At 39.5% G+C, this 18,419-nt stretch carries 14 protein-coding genes and 1 riboswitch; of the genes, 7 read left to right on the plus strand and 7 right to left on the minus strand.

The window, feature by feature from the left end; translation table 11 throughout:
- Positions 1–84: 84 nt before the first annotated feature.
- The 3 genes from obgE to IEE83_RS30250 all read right to left on the minus strand — a co-directional run bounded on the left by obgE (position 85) and on the right by IEE83_RS30250 (position 2,746).
- Positions 85–1,092, minus strand: coding sequence for a GTPase ObgE (gene obgE, locus IEE83_RS30240; protein WP_194124444.1), 1,008 nt, complete (start codon positions 1,090–1,092; stop codon positions 85–87).
- A gap of 119 nt (positions 1,093–1,211) precedes the next feature.
- Complete coding sequence (locus tag IEE83_RS30245) at positions 1,212–1,784, minus strand: adenylate kinase (protein ID WP_194124445.1); 573 nt, start codon at positions 1,782–1,784, stop codon at positions 1,212–1,214.
- A gap of 155 nt (positions 1,785–1,939) precedes the next feature.
- On the minus strand, positions 1,940–2,746 hold the full coding sequence (locus IEE83_RS30250) for a T9SS type A sorting domain-containing protein (protein WP_194124446.1): 807 nt from the start codon (positions 2,744–2,746) through the stop codon (positions 1,940–1,942).
- A 184-nt stretch (positions 2,747–2,930) separates the two neighbouring features.
- Between IEE83_RS30250 and IEE83_RS30255 the strand changes: the two genes are divergently transcribed.
- Together IEE83_RS30255 and IEE83_RS30260 are read left to right on the plus strand one after the other, a co-directional pair.
- Positions 2,931–4,754, plus strand: coding sequence for a sensor histidine kinase (locus IEE83_RS30255; protein ID WP_194124447.1), 1,824 nt, complete (start codon positions 2,931–2,933; stop codon positions 4,752–4,754).
- A 119-nt stretch (positions 4,755–4,873) separates the two neighbouring features.
- Positions 4,874–7,504, plus strand: coding sequence for a valine--tRNA ligase (locus IEE83_RS30260; RefSeq protein WP_194124448.1), 2,631 nt, complete (start codon positions 4,874–4,876; stop codon positions 7,502–7,504).
- A gap of 373 nt (positions 7,505–7,877) precedes the next feature.
- On the opposite strand, the gene IEE83_RS30265 is transcribed toward IEE83_RS30260, so the two are convergent.
- Positions 7,878–9,182 carry a DUF3472 domain-containing protein gene (locus IEE83_RS30265; RefSeq protein ID WP_194124449.1) on the minus strand — a complete coding sequence of 435 codons (1,305 nt, stop codon included), beginning with the start codon at positions 9,180–9,182 and terminating at the stop codon, positions 7,878–7,880.
- Between the two features lie 253 nt (positions 9,183–9,435).
- On the opposite strand from IEE83_RS30265, the gene fbp reads away from it, so the two are divergent.
- From fbp to IEE83_RS30280, 3 genes are all read left to right on the plus strand, one after another.
- Positions 9,436–10,440 (plus strand): class 1 fructose-bisphosphatase, encoded by a 1,005-nt coding sequence (fbp, locus tag IEE83_RS30270; RefSeq protein WP_194124450.1) that lies wholly within the window; start codon positions 9,436–9,438, stop codon positions 10,438–10,440.
- Positions 10,441–10,478: 38 nt separating this feature from the next.
- Entirely contained in the window at positions 10,479–11,822 is a 1,344-nt protein-coding gene (locus IEE83_RS30275; protein ID WP_194124451.1) for a DEAD/DEAH box helicase, read from the plus strand.
- A 69-nt stretch (positions 11,823–11,891) separates the two neighbouring features.
- A complete protein-coding gene (locus IEE83_RS30280) occupies positions 11,892–12,632 on the plus strand; it encodes a tetratricopeptide repeat protein (protein WP_194124452.1) in 741 nt (246 codons plus the stop codon).
- Between the two features lie 97 nt (positions 12,633–12,729).
- Here the strand turns inward: IEE83_RS30280 and IEE83_RS30285 are convergent, their stop codons facing one another.
- Together IEE83_RS30285 and IEE83_RS30290 are read right to left on the minus strand one after the other, a co-directional pair.
- On the minus strand, positions 12,730–13,818 hold the full coding sequence (locus IEE83_RS30285) for a YncE family protein (protein ID WP_194124453.1): 1,089 nt from the start codon (positions 13,816–13,818) through the stop codon (positions 12,730–12,732).
- 60 nt (positions 13,819–13,878) lie between these two features.
- Positions 13,879–15,738, minus strand: a complete 1,860-nt coding sequence (locus IEE83_RS30290; protein WP_194124454.1) for a TonB-dependent receptor plug domain-containing protein — start codon at positions 15,736–15,738, stop codon at positions 13,879–13,881.
- Positions 15,739–15,868: 130 nt separating this feature from the next.
- Positions 15,869–16,069: riboswitch (cobalamin riboswitch) on the minus strand.
- 90 nt (positions 16,070–16,159) lie between these two features.
- Here IEE83_RS30290 and IEE83_RS30295 point away from each other — a divergent pair.
- Positions 16,160–17,086: a DMT family transporter gene (locus IEE83_RS30295; protein WP_228102140.1), complete on the plus strand. Its 927-nt coding sequence runs from the start codon at positions 16,160–16,162 to the stop codon at positions 17,084–17,086.
- Positions 17,087–17,130: 44 nt separating this feature from the next.
- Here the strand turns inward: IEE83_RS30295 and IEE83_RS30300 are convergent, their stop codons facing one another.
- A complete protein-coding gene (locus IEE83_RS30300) occupies positions 17,131–17,496 on the minus strand; it encodes a glyoxalase superfamily protein (RefSeq protein ID WP_194124455.1) in 366 nt (121 codons plus the stop codon).
- Between the two features lie 149 nt (positions 17,497–17,645).
- On the opposite strand from IEE83_RS30300, the gene IEE83_RS30305 reads away from it, so the two are divergent.
- A complete protein-coding gene (locus IEE83_RS30305; RefSeq protein ID WP_194124456.1) occupies positions 17,646–18,206 on the plus strand; it encodes a thioredoxin family protein in 561 nt (186 codons plus the stop codon).
- The last annotated feature ends 213 nt before the right edge of the window (positions 18,207–18,419 follow it).

The raw sequence follows: 18,419 nt of genomic DNA on the forward strand, positions 1-18,419 counted from the left end.
AAAAAAGAATTCAATTGGAATTAACCTATTGGACACAAAAATGGGTACAAATGGTTGCCTCTAGAAATAAAATAATTCAGAATTTTATTTAACGGCTGCAGAATCATTCAATAATCCCCAGATTTGATCTTTTAATTGATCAATCCCTTCTCCTGTCAATGAAGAAATAAAAGTAGTTGAAATCCCTTTTGGCAATTTTGCAGCAAGTGCTTCGCGCTCTTCTTCCAATAGCATATCAACTTTTGAAACGGCTAGTAAACGTTCTTTATCCAGAAGAGACGGATTGTATAATTGAAGTTCATTAACCAATGTATTGTATTCTGCTTCAATATCTTCACTATCGGCTGCGACCATAAAAAGAAGGATTGAATTCCTTTCAATATGCCGAAGGAAACGTAAACCAAGTCCTTTTCCCTGTGAGGCGCCTTCAATAATTCCCGGAATATCGGCCATTACAAACGACCGGTAATTGCGGTAGTCAACCACGCCTAAATTTGGAACCAATGTAGTGAACGGATAATCAGCAATTTCAGGGCGTGCGGCAGATACAACAGAAAGCAATGTAGATTTTCCGGCATTCGGAAAACCAACCAGGCCAACATCCGCTAATACTTTCAGTTCAAGAATAATCCATGATTCAACAGATGGATCTCCCGTTTGAGCATGTTGTGGTGTCTGGTTTGTTGCTGATTTAAAATGATCATTTCCTAATCCGCCACGGCCGCCTTTCATCAAAATAACTTCCTGTCCGTCCTCGGTAATTTCAACAAGCTGCTCACCCGTTTCCACGTCCCTTGCGATGGTTCCAAGCGGAACTTCCAGGTAAATGTCTTTTCCGTCAGCCCCTTTTCTTCTTCCGCCTTCACCGCCTTTTCCGTCAAATGCACGGATGTGTTTTGTATATTTTAAATGTAAAAGTGTCCAGACTTGTGTTGTACCTTTTAAAATAACGTGTCCGCCGCGGCCTCCGTCTCCACCATCCGGCCCCCCCTTTTCGACATGCTTTTCACGACGAAAATGCAGCGCTCCCGCACCACCTGCGCCCGAGCGAACATTAATTTTTACGTAATCTATAAAGTTTGAAGATGCCATACCCTGCTGCCGTTTTTTGCTTAAATTATGTGAGAAGTGTAATTACGTTGATGTATTTACAGAAGAAAGGTGCAGAAGCCGGGTTTGAGCCTAGGCAGTCTACACCTTTTTAAATTTTATTATGCCTGTTCAATTGCTTCAGTAATGCCTTCAAAAATCGTTTCGATTTCTCCAATACCGTTAATGGCAATATATTTTCCCTGCGCCTGGTAATAGTCAGCCACCGGTTTTGTCTTGCTGTTATATTCGTGAATCCGCTTGCTGATCAGCTCTTCGTTCTGGTCGTCAGGACGGCCGGAAGTTTTTCCTCTGTTTAGCAAACGTGTAAGAAGTTCATTGTCATCAACCACAAGCGCAACCATAACAGAAATACTTTCGCCATAACTTTCAAGCAAAGCATCCAACGCTTCTGCCTGTGCTACGGTACGTGGAAAGCCGTCAAAAATAAATCCTGGGCACTCTTTGTGCTCTTTCAATTTATTGTCAATCATCCCGATCACAACTTCGTCGGGAACCAGTAATCCCTGGTCCATTAAGGTTTTTGCACGAAGTCCTAGTTCGGTACCGCCCTGAATTTCAGAACGAAGCAAGTCTCCGGTAGATAGATGTATGAGCTTGTATTGTGCTATAATTTTCTCACTTTGAGTGCCTTTTCCAGCACCCGGAGGACCAAATAGTATAAGATTCAGCATATTGCTTAATGAAATAAATTTCGGAGAATAAGATGGTTTGGGTGCAAATTTACAATTACTTAATACATGTCAGTTCAATTATCTCGTTTTTTTCCAATAAAAAATCCTCTTAATTATTACTAATCAAGAGGACCGGGGTAAAATTATTCAAAAAATCATGGAAGAACCACACGCTTCACGGCTCCGTCTTCATTCTGTGTAACGGTCACGAAAAGTGTTCCTTTTGTGTTTTTCTTAATATCTATCTGGCCAACAAATTCGCCGCTGAAATCTTTAATTTCTTTCTTTCCAACTTCTTTTCCCTTTGTATCTGAGATTGTTACAAGTACATCGCCTTTTTGCGGAACATAAAAACGAAGATTCATCACGCCATTATCAGGATTGTTTGGGTAAACATTTAATTCACGGACAGTCGATGCTTTTGCTGATTCATTATTCCAAAAACTGCCCACATGATCACCAATGCGATTTCCGAAATCTTCCATGTCGCGCATCATGATTTTTGCCTTCGGACGGATTTGTCTTTCAAGATTTCGCGTCTGATTTCGCAGATCATCGAAATTGTAGTTGAAATCTTTGAAATCATCATTTCGGAAATTAAATGCGAAATCTTCATGGTCACCATCTGACTTTTTCTGCATTTTCCCACGACGCTGAACGAGTTTATTTCCTCTGCCATCGTCAACAGTTATGGTAACCTGTTTTTTACCATTAGGATCAAGCTTCATTGAATCAATGGCTTTGTCAACGAAATCTTCCCTTTCATCTCCCGGCATCTGCGGAAGCTCGTAATTTTTTTCAATCGTTCTTGATTTTCCGTCCTTATCTTCCGTTACTTTAATACGGATGGAAGTTTTTTTCTGATCATCTTTTTCGGATTGGGCGAACGTCTTTTCAAAAGAAGAAAGACCAGTTATGACGAATAAAGACAAAGCGGCGTGTAATAGGAATTTTTGTCTCATAATATTCTATTGTTTTGTTTTTGAGATAATTACAAATTTAAATTTTGCCTGAAAAACTGGCTGTTAAATTTTGTTAAAAAAAGAAACGGCTTCTCCGGATGCCTTAAATTTGTTCAACATAACAAAGTCGCAGAAAAAAGTGCTGGTGTTGCATTGAAAGCGGTGCATCGACAAATAAATAAAAATGACGAAGCGGAAAATCCAGATTATAATCGGTTTAATGTGCCTGGCGCTTATCGGCCTCATCGGTTTTCAGTGGTACTGGATACGCGAGGCGATTGCGATCCGGAATGAGCAGTTCAACCAAAAAGTGGCCGAATCTGTACAGGAAGTGGTGCATCGACTTGAAAAACAGGAAATGATGTATTTGCTTCAGCAGCGTATTGAAACGGAACAACAGAAAGATAAACTGAACCGTATCACGCAGCTGAGAGAAATGCCGGTTAAAAAATCGGGTTCAAAACAGAATAAAAAACCGGTTTCTGCGGTTTTGCCTCAGCCTAATGTCCAGGTATTTATCGGTCCGAATGGTGACGAAATCCATTATCAGTTTTTTACAGAAGCCGCTCCTTCTGATGTATTAAGTCCAAATTTCCGTGTAACGCTGGATCATCAGCAGCAGATTATCGAAGAATTTTTTCAGGCGCAGCGATTCGGGGCAGAAGGTATGGATGAATTTATGCGCAGAAGACTGGAAGAGGAAAAGAAATTGGGAAGTGCTTTTCAGGAAGCTTTTCCGGGTCAGAAAACGGATGGAAAAAGTCAAAATGCGAATGGAGAAAGTGAAGCTAATTCTCAGATTTTATATAGGAAGTCTAAGCTTAGTCCTGAAAAATCACCACAACTCGCCGGAACAAAACCACTCATTAATGGAAAATCCCGTGATCTTGACAGAGCAGATTTGCTTCGCGAAGTAATGAAGGATCTGATGTATACCAAAAGACCAATTCAGGAACGCGTAAACCGGTTTTTGCTGGATACTTTGTTGAGAAAGGAACTGGTCGAAAATGGAATTACGTTGTCATATGAATTTGCTGTTCAGGGAAATACAAACAACGGATTGGTATTTTCAACGGCCAGCCTGAAAACTTCGGAATGGCAGCAAAGATCTTATAAAGCATCACTTTTCCCGAACGAAACCTTGCAGGGCAATAATCTGCTTTACGTCTTTTTTCCGGATCAGCAAAAATATATTCTGAGTAATATGGGCGTCATGTTTGGCGGCTCAGGAATTCTGATTGTCGTAATAATGGCTTGTTTTTATATGGCCGTTTCAACGATTCTTCATCAGAAAAAACTTTCGGATATCAAGAATGATTTCATCAATAATATGACCCACGAATTTAAAACGCCAATTTCGACGATTGCGTTGGCTGCGGATATGGCGCAGGAAAATTCAAGGTCGGCGGGCACTGAGACTTCTCCAAGAATGACGCGTTATCTCGGCATTATCCGGGAAGAAAATAAACGGCTGGGAACGCATGTGGAGAAGGTTTTACAGATGGCACTTTTGGATAAAGGTCATGTGAAACTGAAAAGAAGTGAGGCAAATATTCATGATCTGATAGAAAAAGTACTGAACAGTCAAAGTGTTCAGATTGAGCAGAAAGAAGGAGAAATTGATCTGGAATTTGAAGCAGTCAATGAAATTATTTCCTGCGACGAACTGCATATTTCCAACGTGCTGAACAATCTGATTGATAATGCAATTAAATACTCTCCTGAAAAACTGCATCTGAAAGTCAGAACGGAAAATGAAAATAATGGAATTTCAATCGCTATAACAGATCATGGTTTAGGAATGAGTAAAGAGCAGATCCAACGCATTTTTGATACATTTTATCGCGTTCCAACCGGAAATGTTCATGATGTCAAAGGTTTCGGTCTGGGACTGAGTTACGTGAAGAAAATGGTGGAAGCGCATGAAGGAACTGTTAATGTGCATAGCAGGCCGGGCCACGGAAGTACGTTTATTATCTGGCTGCCGATTGCTCCTGCCGAAGCATAAAAATTGGCAAGACAATCATTAATCTCCTATCATTCACGTGAAAATATCGGTTTCAAGTGATAACTTGCCATTCTTTTTAAGACTGCAATTGTTAATAACGCCCATATTTTACAAAAAGAATGATCTCCAAAACCTACGCGCCGCAAGAGATAGAAGATAAATGGTATAGCTACTGGATCGAAAACAAATATTTTAATTCCAAGCCAAATCCTGATAAAGAGCCTTATACCATTGTAATTCCGCCACCAAACGTGACGGGTGTTTTGCATATGGGGCACATGCTCAATAACACGATTCAGGATATTCTGATCCGTAAAGCGCGGATGGAAGGCAGGGAAGCATGTTGGGTACCTGGTACGGATCATGCGTCTATCGCAACGGAAGCGAAAGTGGTGGCGATGTTGAAAGAACGTGGGATCAACAAACGTGATCTTTCCCGCGACGAATTTCTGGAATATTGCTGGGAGTGGACGCACAAATATGGTGGAATTATTTTGCAGCAATTGCGCAAACTGGGCGCTTCCTGCGACTGGGACCGTACTGCTTTCACCATGGATCCGGATCTTTACGATTCTGTGATCGATGTTTTTATTGACCTGTACAAAAAAGGAGATATTTATCGCGGTCACCGCATGGTGAACTGGGATCCTCAGGCGCGTACGACCGTTTCTGACGAGGAAGTAATTACAAAAGAAGTAAATCAGAAACTGGTTTATATCCGCTACGATCTGGTTGGCGGTGCCGAAGGGGAAGGAATTATTATTGCAACAACGCGTCCGGAAACGATCATGGCGGATGCGGCGATTTGTGTAAATCCAAATGACGAACGTTATCAATTCCTCATTGGAAAGCAGGTTATAATTCCATTAATCAAACGCGCCATTGATGTAATTGCTGACGAATATGTTGAAATGGAATTTGGAACCGGTGCTTTAAAAGTTACTCCGGCACATGACACAAATGACTATGAACTAGGAAAAAAACATAATCTGGCGATCATCGATCTTTTGAATGAAGACGGAACGCTGAATGAAAAAGCGCAGATTCTGGTTGGTGAAGACCGTTTTATTGCCCGTAAGAAAATTATCAAATTGCTTGAAGAATCAGGAAATCTGGTAAAAAGCGAAGAATATAAATCGAATGTTGGCCATTCGGAACGCACAAATGCGGTTATTGAGCCAAGAATTTCTGAACAATGGTTTTTGAAAATGAGCCGGTTAAGTGAGCCAGCTTTGGAAAATGTAATGAATGATACCATTCAACTGATTCCGCCAAAATTCAAAAATACATACCGTCACTGGATGGAAAATGTGCGTGACTGGAATATCAGTCGCCAGCTTTGGTGGGGACACCGGATTCCTGCTTTTTACTTGCAGGATGGAACGGTTATCGTTGCTAAAACCAAAAATGAGGCGCTCCATATCGCGCAGCACGAATATCAGCTATTTGCGCTTACCGAAGAAGATTTAACACAGGATGCAGATGTTTTGGATACCTGGTTTTCTTCCTGGTTATGGCCGATTTCGGTTTTTAACGGAATCAAAAAGCCGGATAACGAAGAAATAAATTATTACTATCCAACAAATGATCTGGTAACGGCTCCTGAAATTTTGTTTTTCTGGGTGGCGCGTATGATCATTGCCGGTTACGAATATAAAGGCACTTATCCGTTCAAAAATGTTTATCTCACTGGAATTGTCCGTGATAAACAAGGACGGAAAATGTCGAAGTCGTTGGGAAATTCTCCTGATCCGATTGAACTGATTGAAAAATATGGTGCGGATGGAATTCGTACCGGAATGCTGTTTAGCTCTCCGGCCGGAAACGATTTGCCATATGATGAAAAACTGGTTGAACAGGGGAGAAATTTCTGTAACAAGATCTGGAATGCATTCCGTCTGGTAAAAGGATGGAGCGTTGATACTTCACTTTCTGCGCCGGAAGGTTCTAGCCTGGCGGTAAAATGGTTTGATAGTAAATTGAACCAGACACTGGCAGAAGTTCAGGATCATTTTACCAAATTCCGTATTTCAGATTCTCTGAATTCGGTTTATAAATTAATCTGGGATGATTTCTGCGCGCAGTATCTGGAAATGATTAAACCTGGTTTTGAGCAACCAATTGATGCCGCTACTTTTGAAGCAACGCTTGAATTTTTTGATAAATTAATGCGTCTGGCACATCCGTTCATGCCGTTTATCACAGAGGAAATCTGGCAGAATATTCGTGAGCGTCAGGAAAAAGAAAGCATTTGTGTGGCTGATTTTCCAATCGTTGGCTCGGTTGATACCAATCTTTTAGGTGAATTTGAAATTCTGTTTGAATTGATCTCAGCCATTCGGAATTTGAGAAATACAAAAAATATCAGTCCGAAAATTGAATTGCCGTTAGCTATAAAATCGGATCAACCTGAACTTTATAAAGGTTTGGAAGCATTGGTAAGAAAACTGGCGAATGTTGCGGAAATCAATTTCGTATCAGAGCAAGCACCCGGTATGTCATTCCTTGTTCGTTCTGATGAATTTTTTATCAATCTTGAAGGAGAAATTGATGTTGAAGCAGAGCGTGAAAATCTGATGAAAGAACTTGCTTACACAGAAGGATTCCTGAATTCAGTTGCCAAAAAACTTTCAAACGAGCGTTTTGTTCAAAATGCAAATGCTGATGTTGTTGAAAAAGAAAGACAAAAAATGGCTGATGCTGAGGCGAAAATTGTGACTTTGAAAGAGGCTTTGGTTAGACTTGGATAAAAAAGAATAGCTATAAAAACAGCGCTGTTACTTTTCGGTTTCAGCGCTGTTTTTTGTTAAGTATCGTAGTTAACGGAGAAAATATGCCACCACTTCGTGGTTTTTACACAATCGACGTAAATGTTTTCTATAATAATATCAGTCCTTCGGACTTGGGATGTCTCTGAATTTATGATTCCGGACGGTTTACGAGCGATGAAATAATCCTGAAAGGGTTACATTATTATAGAAAATGACATCATATGATCCGGGAATATTTCCGCCGAACAATCCTGAAAAGATGACATTATTATAAAAAAATATGGGTATCACACCGAGCCAAACCCTGAAAGGGTGACATAATTAAGCCGCAAACTTTCTGTGTTCTTAAAATCTAAGGCAGCTTTTCAAAATTAATTTTCGGTGCTTCTCCGCTAGATTCACGAGTAAACGAATCTCCAATCATGGTAAATTCATTAAAAAAACCACAGTTTTTCAAATAGAAATAATTCTTCTCTTTTCCACCTGCATAATCCAAACGATAACCTTTTCTTGCCGTCGCGTCTGCTGAAAATTTTGCCTGATTAAGTTCGGTCCAAGTTCCGGAAGCAGTTCTGATCCATTGCTTTCCAAAATAAACTTTACGCGTCTGATTTCCGGTTTCGGGGATGAAATTTTCTAAAAATGAATGTAGTTTTTTCAGGTAAGTCTGTGTTTTTGGTCTTTTGAAACTGGCTATCAATTTCCATTCTGCTTTTTCGGGAGTGAAGAAATAAGCAGTATAAGTCGTAGTGCTATCGCCTGAAGGTTTTCCCTGCAACAGAAATTTGTACGTAATTCCGGCCTTCCAATTGTATTTCAAATAACTTTGTCCTCCCGAACCTTCGTTGCCAAATTCGCCGGTATATACATCAATTCCCTTTTTCAACATTACAATCTGTTTGTCTTTTGGAATTGATTTCGGATCGTCTGTTTGAAATGGACTCCATACTGAAAACAAAATTCTGCGTTCTTTTGCCGAATTAACCTGCATACCGAAATATCCTTCACCAAAACCATTAGCCATAAAATAGGAACCGATGACATCCTGTTTTTCAGGAACGGTCACTTCGTTATAAAACCATTCAACATTTTCATCGGTTGGAATTGGATAATTAAGATGAACCGACGGACCGCGTCTTCCCCAATAGAAAAAATTGCCAGCATTATCCTTTACAAAAGCAGCTTTTTCATCAATAGCATTGCCTCCTAAAATCCATTCATTAAGTTTTCCAAATTCTTTTCCCGATTTTGAAATTCCCTGAACGGAAAGTTTTAAATAACCGGTTTGGTTAATCTCCCAGGAACCGAGGTCATAAATTTTTTCGATACCTAAGAGCTCAATTTCCCTCGATTTCCCGGCGACCAAAATTCTGATTTTACTTTTTCCTGTTTCACAAGAAGCTTTTAGCGAAAGATTTATTTTTCCGATTTTAGCGAAACGGACATAAGTCTGAAGAATTGATTCTGTATTTGTCCAATCCGACAATCCGGTTTCACTTATCTTTTCTGTTTTCCCATTTTGAATCCAGGAATTTCCGCCGATTGGAACGTGAATGCGGTTGGTATCTGGTAAGGCAAGAACGTCTTCGTTTTTTGAAAAACTTCCTGAAAATGACTGTGAAAAAATTGAAAAGAAAGCCAGAAGCAGCGAATACATATCTATTTAGTTTAGGAACCTGTTAAGATTACAAACTAAACATTTTAGATGAAATTCATCTTTTAATATTGTTGGAAATTTCCTTCCCAAAAGTGCATGACGACTATATAATTGTCTTACCCTGAATGACGTATATTGCTTATTTTCTACTTTAAAAATATAGTTGAAATCGTGTTGATTTGTTAAAAAAGAGTTTGAAATTTGATCAAATCATACTGCCTTACACATCTCACAACTTGTTGAAATTATAAAAATGGGTGTTTCAGAATCAAAAACTGCTCAGGAACTGGCGTTGCCGGTAGGAGTTACGCTGGATCGTTTTATTATGCATTCGCAAAGTGCATTTCCATATGCGACCGGTGAACTATCACAATTATTGAGAGATATCGCCCTGGCAGGAAAGATCATCCACCGGGAAGTCAATAAAGCCGGATTAATTGATGTGACAGGCGCAAATGGAACGGAAAATGTGCAGGGAGAAAATCAACAAAAACTGGATATCATCGCCAATATCCGTTTCATAAGAGCTTTGAAAAATGGGGGAGAAGTTTGTGCCATTCTTTCCGAAGAAGATGAGGATATTATTCATACGGGTAATGATCATGGCAAATATGTAGTGGCCATGGACCCGCTCGATGGCTCTTCCAACATTGATGTAAATGTTTCAATCGGTACAATTTTTTCTATTTACCGACGCATTACTCCGATCAATTCACCAGCAAATATCAATGATTTTTTACAAGGCGGAAGAAAACAGATTGCGGCCGGCTATATTCTTTATGGTTCATCAACGATGCTTGTTTATTCAACAGGAGATGGTGTGAATGGATTTACTTATGATCAGTCGCTAGGGGAATTTATTTTATCCCATAAAAATATTATTTCTCCTTCTGACGGAAAGATTTATTCTGTCAATGAGGGAAATTATAACAGCTATCCGGAATCAATAAAGAAATATATAACAGATTGTAAATTAAAAAGTTACAGTGCAAGATACATCGGTTCTCTGGTTGGGGATTTTCACAGGAATCTTTTAAAAGGCGGAATTTACTTATATCCTTCAACCACAAAAGATTCGAAAGGAAAGCTGCGTTTACTTTATGAATGTTACCCTTTGGCATTCATTGCCGAGAAATCAGGAGCCAAGGCCAGCGATGGATTTCGTGACATTCTGGATATTGTTCCTTCTGATTTTCACCAGCGTTCTCCCATTTATGTGGGCTCATCGACGATGGTTGAAGAAGCTATAAAGGCTTAAAATATGGAACCTGATTTTAGTTTTCGTACCTTTGCGCGATGCAAACTACGCAAAATAAATTTGAGCAATTTAAGCTTAACCGTCAATTACTCAATGCAATTGAAGAAGCAGGCTACACGGAGCCTACGCCCATACAGGAACAGGCAATACCTTTAGCATTAGCCGGACAGGATATATTAGGCATCGCACAGACAGGCACCGGCAAAACCGCGGCTTACACTTTGCCATTGTTGATGCGTATAAAATATGCACAAGGCCAGGATCCTCGCGCATTGATTTTGGCACCGACACGGGAGCTGGCTATGCAAATTGCAGAGGCCGTTAACGAACTTAGTAAATACACAGATATCCGCACTGTTGTCCTTTTCGGAGGAGTTGGTCCAAAATCGCAGATTGATGCGATCCGGAAAGGGGTGGATATTATTGTCGCCACGCCTGGAAGATTCATGGATCTTTATTTACAGGAAGAAATCGTGGTGAAGTATATCAATGTCATGATTTTGGATGAAGCGGATAAAATGATGGACATGGGTTTCATGCCGCAGATCCGTCGTTTTCTTGAAATCCTTCCCCGGAAACGCCAGAATATGCTTTTCTCTGCTACTTTTTCTGATAAAGTGGAAAAGCTTTCCTTTGAATTTCTGGAATATCCTACAAGAATTGAAGTGACGCCGCAGGCTACAACGGCGGAGAGAGTTACTCAGGTACTTTATGAACTACCTAATTTCCGGACGAAAATCAATTTGCTTGCAAGATTGTTAAAGGACGAAGAGGTTTTTAATCGTGTATTGATTTTTACCAGAAGTCGTGAAGTGGCAGGTCAGGTGCACAGTTATATGCTGAATGGTGTTGTGAAGGAAAATGAACTTCGTGTTATCCATGCCAATAAAGGACAAAATACCCGGACCAATGCCATGGATGCTTTTAAGGAAGGATCTGTTCGTGTGATGGTGGCAACTGATGTGGTTGCCAGGGGAATTGATATCACCGAAGTAAGTCATGTGATCAACTTTGATGTTCCATTGATTTACGAAGATTACGTTCACAGAATCGGGCGGACCGGACGGGCAAACATGCTTGGACAGGCGATCACTTTTATGACAATTGCCGACGAATATCATATTGCAAAAATTGAAAAAATGATTCGCATGGAAATTCCACGCGAAGAATTGCCGGAAGATCTGGAAATTGCAAAAACACCAGTAGATGAACGCCAGATGATGCTTCGTGAAATTGACAACCAGAAAAGAAAAGAGGATCCTACGTTCCTGGGGGCATTTCATGAAAAAAAGAACGCACATCTCTTCAAACAAAAAACTTTGTCGAAGGGCAAAGACACAGGCCGTAGAAAGACAGCTACAAAGCGAACTAAACGTAAATAATACAATACGATATCCAATAATTCCGTTTAACTTGGACAATAGAAAAACCTGTTTCTCTATTTTTATTTTATGAAAGAATCCGTTGTTATTTGGTTTGCTCTTTTAATACCTGTTCTTGGGCTTGCCCAGGAAAAACATTTGGCGAGTGCGGCACCTGTTTCTGATACCAATATTTCACAAAGAAGACCGCTGGAATTAAAAGAAAGACGCGTAGTTCCTTTATTTGGCGAGGAAAGCAAAACCTCGCAGCAGATTGACGAAGAAATTAAATTTTTAAGTGATTGCGATAAATCATTTTCAAGCAGACCAGAGGCCAGCAGCTTTTTTTCAGCGCGTGCCTGGGAGTATTTGCAGGAAGGATCTCTGGACACAGCTTGTTACCGTTTCAATCTTGCTAATTTGCTGAACGACAAAAATGTTGAGGCATATTGGGGACTTGGCGTAGTTTGTTACCAGAGAGAAAACTGGGTAGATGCTAAGCGTATGTTAAGTCGTGGTGTAAATCTTCAATCGAATAATGTTCCTTTATTGGTTGATCTTTCTACTGTTGATCTTAAACTTTATGCGATGAACAAACAGCAGGAAGATCTGGACGAGGCGAATAAATTGTTGGAAGAAGCAGTTGCGCTGGATTCAACTTATGCTTTGGGACAATATAATCTTGCGCTCGTTTACTACAATCGCAATGAACCGGAGAAATCCTGGGAGCGACTTCACAAAGGTAGAATGCTTGATTTTAGTCAGCTGAACATTGAATTTGTAGAGCTTTTGAAAGCAAAACTTCCTGATCCGCAAGGGTTTTTTAAGTAGGAAATAATACTGAAATCAAATTAGATAATCAAAAAAATAAGTCAACCTGAAAAGGCTGACTTATTTTTTTGTTCGAACTATTTCGGTTTCGCTTAAATTAAAGCTGCTTAAAGAAAAATCCGGTAGGAGCAACGCCTACTTTAACAGAATCAACCAGAGAACCATCTCCACGGTAACGAACAGCATAACCGGATTGTGAATACGAAGGCGTAACTGCTGCATAAACTAATCCTTGTGTTGGATCAACAGCCAGACCCGTAAAAATTCTATTTACAAAAGGAGTTGTTACGTTAACCTGAGTATCTGTAATCGAGAACTTGTAAGTTGCTCCGTGGCTGATGTAATTTGCGTCCGAGTACGAAAGAACAAAATAGATCGTTGAGAGATCAGAAGCCATTGCAAAATTTTCTGGTTTTTTAGTTTCGTCGGTACCGATTTTCAAAGTTGTTTCAATAGCAAAAGTTTCAGTATTCAAACGAAATAATTCTATCCCTGCTTGTACCCATAATTTTCCGTTCGCATCAACGCCAATTGGATTTGGAGCTGATTTAAAAGAAATACTACTCAAAATTGCATCAGCAGAGGTGCTGATAACGGTAAGCTTAGTACCACCACTATAAAAATTATCCCCAACAAAAACTTTGTCTTTATAGAAAATCATCTTTTCAGGGCCTTTATCAGTACTGATTTTCTTGGTAACCTTGTTAGTCGCCAAATCAACCACAGCAACGTACCCAACCGGATAAGAATAATCTGAATTAAGTGTGTTCCAGCAAGTAACGTAGGCTTTATCATTGGTTACAGCCACAACATCACGTGGGTTTTCAATATCAGTACTGATCGTAGCTTCTGATGCAAATGTATTGGCATTCACAATTTGAATTTTATCTTGTCCGGCTGCTGAATTATCAACCAGAATTAATCCGTGATCTCCTGCAATATCATAACCTTGCACACCACCGGCGAGTGCATTTCCATTTACTAACGAGAAAACATCCGCATCAGCAGTAGTGTTTTCTCTTGCAAAAAATGAAACAGAACCATTATTCTGTGAGAAATTTCCTTCATTAATTACAAAAACGCCCTGAACATAAGTACCTTTTGGAACAGGATCGCTTTGATTACAAGACCACAAAACTGCTGATATAGAGGTGATTGTCAGAATTCTGAATAATTGTTTTTTCATTGTTTTATCAATTAAGGTATTCGTTTAAATAATTATTTGTTAGTCGTGCTGATGAAAGTTTTATATCGAATGATTGGTTGTTTTTAAAGAAAACAATAAGCTAATGGCAAAACTACGTCCGGGCATGGGATTTCCATTAATGGATTGGTAAAAAGAATTGGTAATATTATTTACTCTGCCCTGCAAAGAAGCGGCCGCTCCACGCCAGTCAAAGGTGGTTTCAACCAGAAAATTTTCAAGAATATATCCCTGTGTAAACTGTGCATGATCAGCCAAAGTGTATCGTTTTGAAACAAATTGTAATTGATTTGTCAACCGGATTTTTTTGTATTGAACAAACAGATTTACGTTTCCGGAATGTAAGGGAATGTGCGGTAATTGTTTGCCGACAATATCAGAGGCATATGCGTCATAAACCTTTTCCTGCGAGCTTTTTGTAAAAGCATAATTCAAATTACCGCCCGCTTTCCAATTGGTCCAGTTTCCCTTCCAGCCGATTTGTGTTTCAATGCCTCGTGCAACTACCAATTGCAGATTTTCCACGCGGAAATTATTCGCAGGATTCCAGTAAGTCCAGTTATTAATGCGATTATGATAAGTTGTTAAACTTGCCGTAAAAGAGTGAGTACAACTGACAACATGTGTTCCTTCCAAACCGATTTCTTTGTTAAAACCATCCTCAGGACGAATATTTGGATTGCCCAGACTTTTCCAGTAACGTTCATTTAAAGTTGGGACGCGGTAACTTCTCCCAACAGAACCTCTGACTTTTAATGAATTAATATTATTTTGAATCAAGCGATATTCGGCACCAAGCGAAGGTGTAAAGGGTGGATTAAATCCTGTAACTAAGGCCTGGCGAAGATTGATGGAGACCAGGAATTTTGGAGTAGCGTGCCAGCGTGTCAGAAGAAAAAAATCTTCACGATTCTCTGCGGTAACGGGTTTTTCATAATCAGTAAAGTGTGTTATATAGTGCGTAAATTCTGCTCCCGCCTGTAGTTGAATATTTCCCAGATTTTTAAATTTCCATTCAAATGCACGCTCAAACCTGGCACCGATTCTATCGGTAACTGCATGATCGAATTTTGAATAATCACCTGCCGCATGATCAACAATGTCCCGGATCCAGGAAGTTCTGACCGTCCAGTTATCAACCTGATACCTCAGCATTGTACGATAAGACTTTATTGCGGTATATTCACGGCCTGTAAGATTTTCAGGATTATTGGTTAACTGATTATCAGTAAGCCAAAAATGTGCCGATAATTGATGGCTGTTTTTTGTAAAATATAAGTCCTGAACCAGACCTTTCTGGAATGTTTCGGAAGGAATCATTTGTTTCTTATTCCTTTCAGTATACGGATAATGATTATTCATCCTGCCATCATATGCCGCGGTTTTTCCCGCAAAAGTCCATTTGTTAGCGAGGTTCGTCCCGTATTTAATAGTTGCCTGTGTTTGGCTGTTTCGGAAACTTTCCTGCTGTCTTCCAATCATAACTTGCAGTCCTGCCTGAGGCATGGAACTTCCCAGCAAAATACTTCCACCTACTGCATCAGTTCCCACAATACTGGCGGAAGAACCATACTGAACGGATAACTGGTCAAATCCTGCAACCGGAATTGTTGAAAAATCAGTTTGTCCCAAAGTGGGAAGATTTACATTAAGACCATTCCACAGCACCGCAGTATGATTTGCGGAAGTCCCGCGAAAAGCAACGGTTGCTAATTGTCCGGGACCGTAATTCTTAATAATGATGGGCGTATTTAAAGAAAGCAGATCCGTAATATTTCTGAAACGAAATTGTTCCATCGTAACAGAATCGATTTTCTGCACTTTTAATCCGCTCATAAAACGTTCAGGCGCATAACCATAAATGGTCACCGGATCCAGATGAATTGAATCCTTTTGCGCCATCAATTGATTTTCGAAGGCATTAACCAACAAAATCACAAGCAGGAGATAAAAGCGAATTTGCCCGCTACGCACCGTAAAAATTCAAGATCATCATAGTAAAACGATTAAATGATTTTTCCTCCGAAAATCAAAACGCTGAATGTTTCTGGCAGGTCTCCTGGCTTGTCTTGCTGATCCTGTACCTTCCCGTTTTCACAGTGGTTATGCAGATGAGATCAGTTTTTTGTAAGACTTACAGTTGCGGGGACAGCTCCCGTTTTTCGCGGGATTCCCTATTAAGCCATATGGTTGATTTGATTCAACTTCCGGCACCAAAAACTTTGTAAAGTTAACGAAATTATGCGGGTGTCACATAATCGTTTTTTTGAAATGGCGCTCTCCTTAAAATCGTTGCGTTATCTTTGCCTAAAATTCTGACAATTTGTTAACCCGCACCACAAAATCTTTTTCACTTTCAGCACCACAAAGAGGTGTTCTTCTGATGCTTGGGGCATCTTTTTTCTTTGCCCTAATGTCTGCAATTTCAAAATGGCTGAGTCGTGATTTTCATATTGTACAGCTGGTTTTCTTTCGAAATATTATTGGCGTATTGTTTATCGGAACAAGTATTTTGCAGCGACCGTTGAAGCAAAAAGGTGGGAGACTTGGCTTACTTATTTTTCGCGGCGTTGTCGGAACACTTTCATTATATCTTCTTTTTTACGCAATTCAAAATCTTGGATTAGGCCGAGCCTCCACGTATCAATATACTTATCCCATTTTTCTGGCATTTCTGTCCTGGCTTTTTCTGGGGGAAAAATTAAATTTTACCGAGTGGATTGCTATTTTACTGGGCTTTGCCGGGATACTGTTTGTCTTCCGTCCGGATCTTTCGATGTCGGTCAGAAATCATGTCATAGGATTGGGAAATGCATTATTAACTGCTGTTGCCTATCTGGCGATTCGTCAGCTAGGACAAGTTTATGATACCCGGGCTATTGTGCTTTCCTTCATGTTGAGCGGAATAGTTCTGCCAATATTTTCAATCGTAATCGGTACTTATTTCCCAAATGATCAGCTCGACTTTCTAATCGGAACTTTCAAATGGCCGGCAACCTGGCAACACTGGCTGGGATTTCTTGCACTGGGAATTACGGCGATGATCGGCCAGATCATGATGACACAATCTTTTACGTTTGATAAAGCAGGACGCGTCGCAGCGGTCGGATATTCCAATATTCTTTTTGCTTTGATATTTGGATTTTTGATGGGAGAGGCGATTCCAACTATTACCACATTATCGGGAATGGCCTTGATTATAAGTGGAGGTTTGTTAGTCTCTTTTTCAAAAGATAAAACAAAAAAATAAGCTTGCCACGAACGCACGAATTTAGTGTATTCGTGGCAAAAAAATTATTCTTTGGATTCGTTGAAAAGTAATTTATTTCCAAAAGGATCTGAAACTTCCATTGTAATGGCATTCCATGGCGCTTCTTCCAATCCCGGACGGTTGAAACGGTAATTTTTTTCGATCAATTCGGCATGATATTCTGTTAAACCCACACAGTCAATAAATACTTTCCCGCCAGGCGTGCAGTCACCGTGATGTTCTGTCAGGTGCAAAACAATCCCTTCTTTTGAAACCTGTATATAAAGCGGAAAATTGGTCTCAAACTGATGCGTCCAGTCAATTGTAAAGCCCAGCCAGTTTACATAAAATTCGACCGCCTTTGCTTCGTCGAAAATTCGGATAAGCGGAATAACTTTGTTTACTTTCATGATTAATAATGTTGATTGTTTCGCAAGCAAATGATTACTCGCAAATGAATATGTGTATGGTAAGATTTGAATATAAAATTGCCTGATATTAATTCATAAAAAAATTATTTGGTCAAAAAATGCGTTTTAAAAATGTATATCAAAAAATTATGAGACGATCAGCTTACATATTTACTTCGGTTTTGATTCTGTTTCTTGCATTAACCAGTTTCCGAACAGATTCTGTAACAAAAAAAGAAGAAGGAATTCACTGGATGACCATTGAAGAAGCCTATGCGAAAACCCAGAAAGAGCCGCGGAAAGTGTTGGTTGATTTATATACAGATTGGTGTGGCTGGTGTAAAGTGATGGATCGGGAAACGTATAAAAATGCTGAGGTAATTGATTACATCAACAAAAAATATTATGCCGTAAAACTGAATGCTGAACAAAGAGAAGCCATAACGCTTGGAAGTCAGAAATTTGAATTTATTGCAGAAGGACAAAAAGGCATTCATCAAATTGCACTGGCGCTTACAAATAATCAGCCAAGTTTTCCAACAACGATTTTCCTCGACGACAAATTTCAAATGATCCAGCCTTTGCCAGGTTATATGAAAGCAAAGGAATTTCATGAAGTGATCACCTTCTTTGGCGATAATTATAATAAAAAAGAGTCTTTCGAAGATTATAAAGCGAAAACTTATAAGCAGCTTTATACAAGTAAATAACCTGGTTAGAAATAAAAAAAGGCTTAAAAATGAATTTATCATTTTTAAGCCTTTTTTTATTTCTCTGTTGATTAATTCAGCAAATCAATCCCAAAGGGATATCCTTTTTATAGAAACTAATATTCGCAACCAAATCCAGACTCCTTCAGAGTCACCTGTAATCTACCTTTTTCCTGTTTGGGCCAAGAATTCAACAATATTCACAGGAGGCTC

This window comes from Dyadobacter subterraneus, from assembly GCF_015221875.1.
Taxonomy (GTDB): domain Bacteria; phylum Bacteroidota; class Bacteroidia; order Cytophagales; family Spirosomataceae; genus Dyadobacter; species Dyadobacter subterraneus.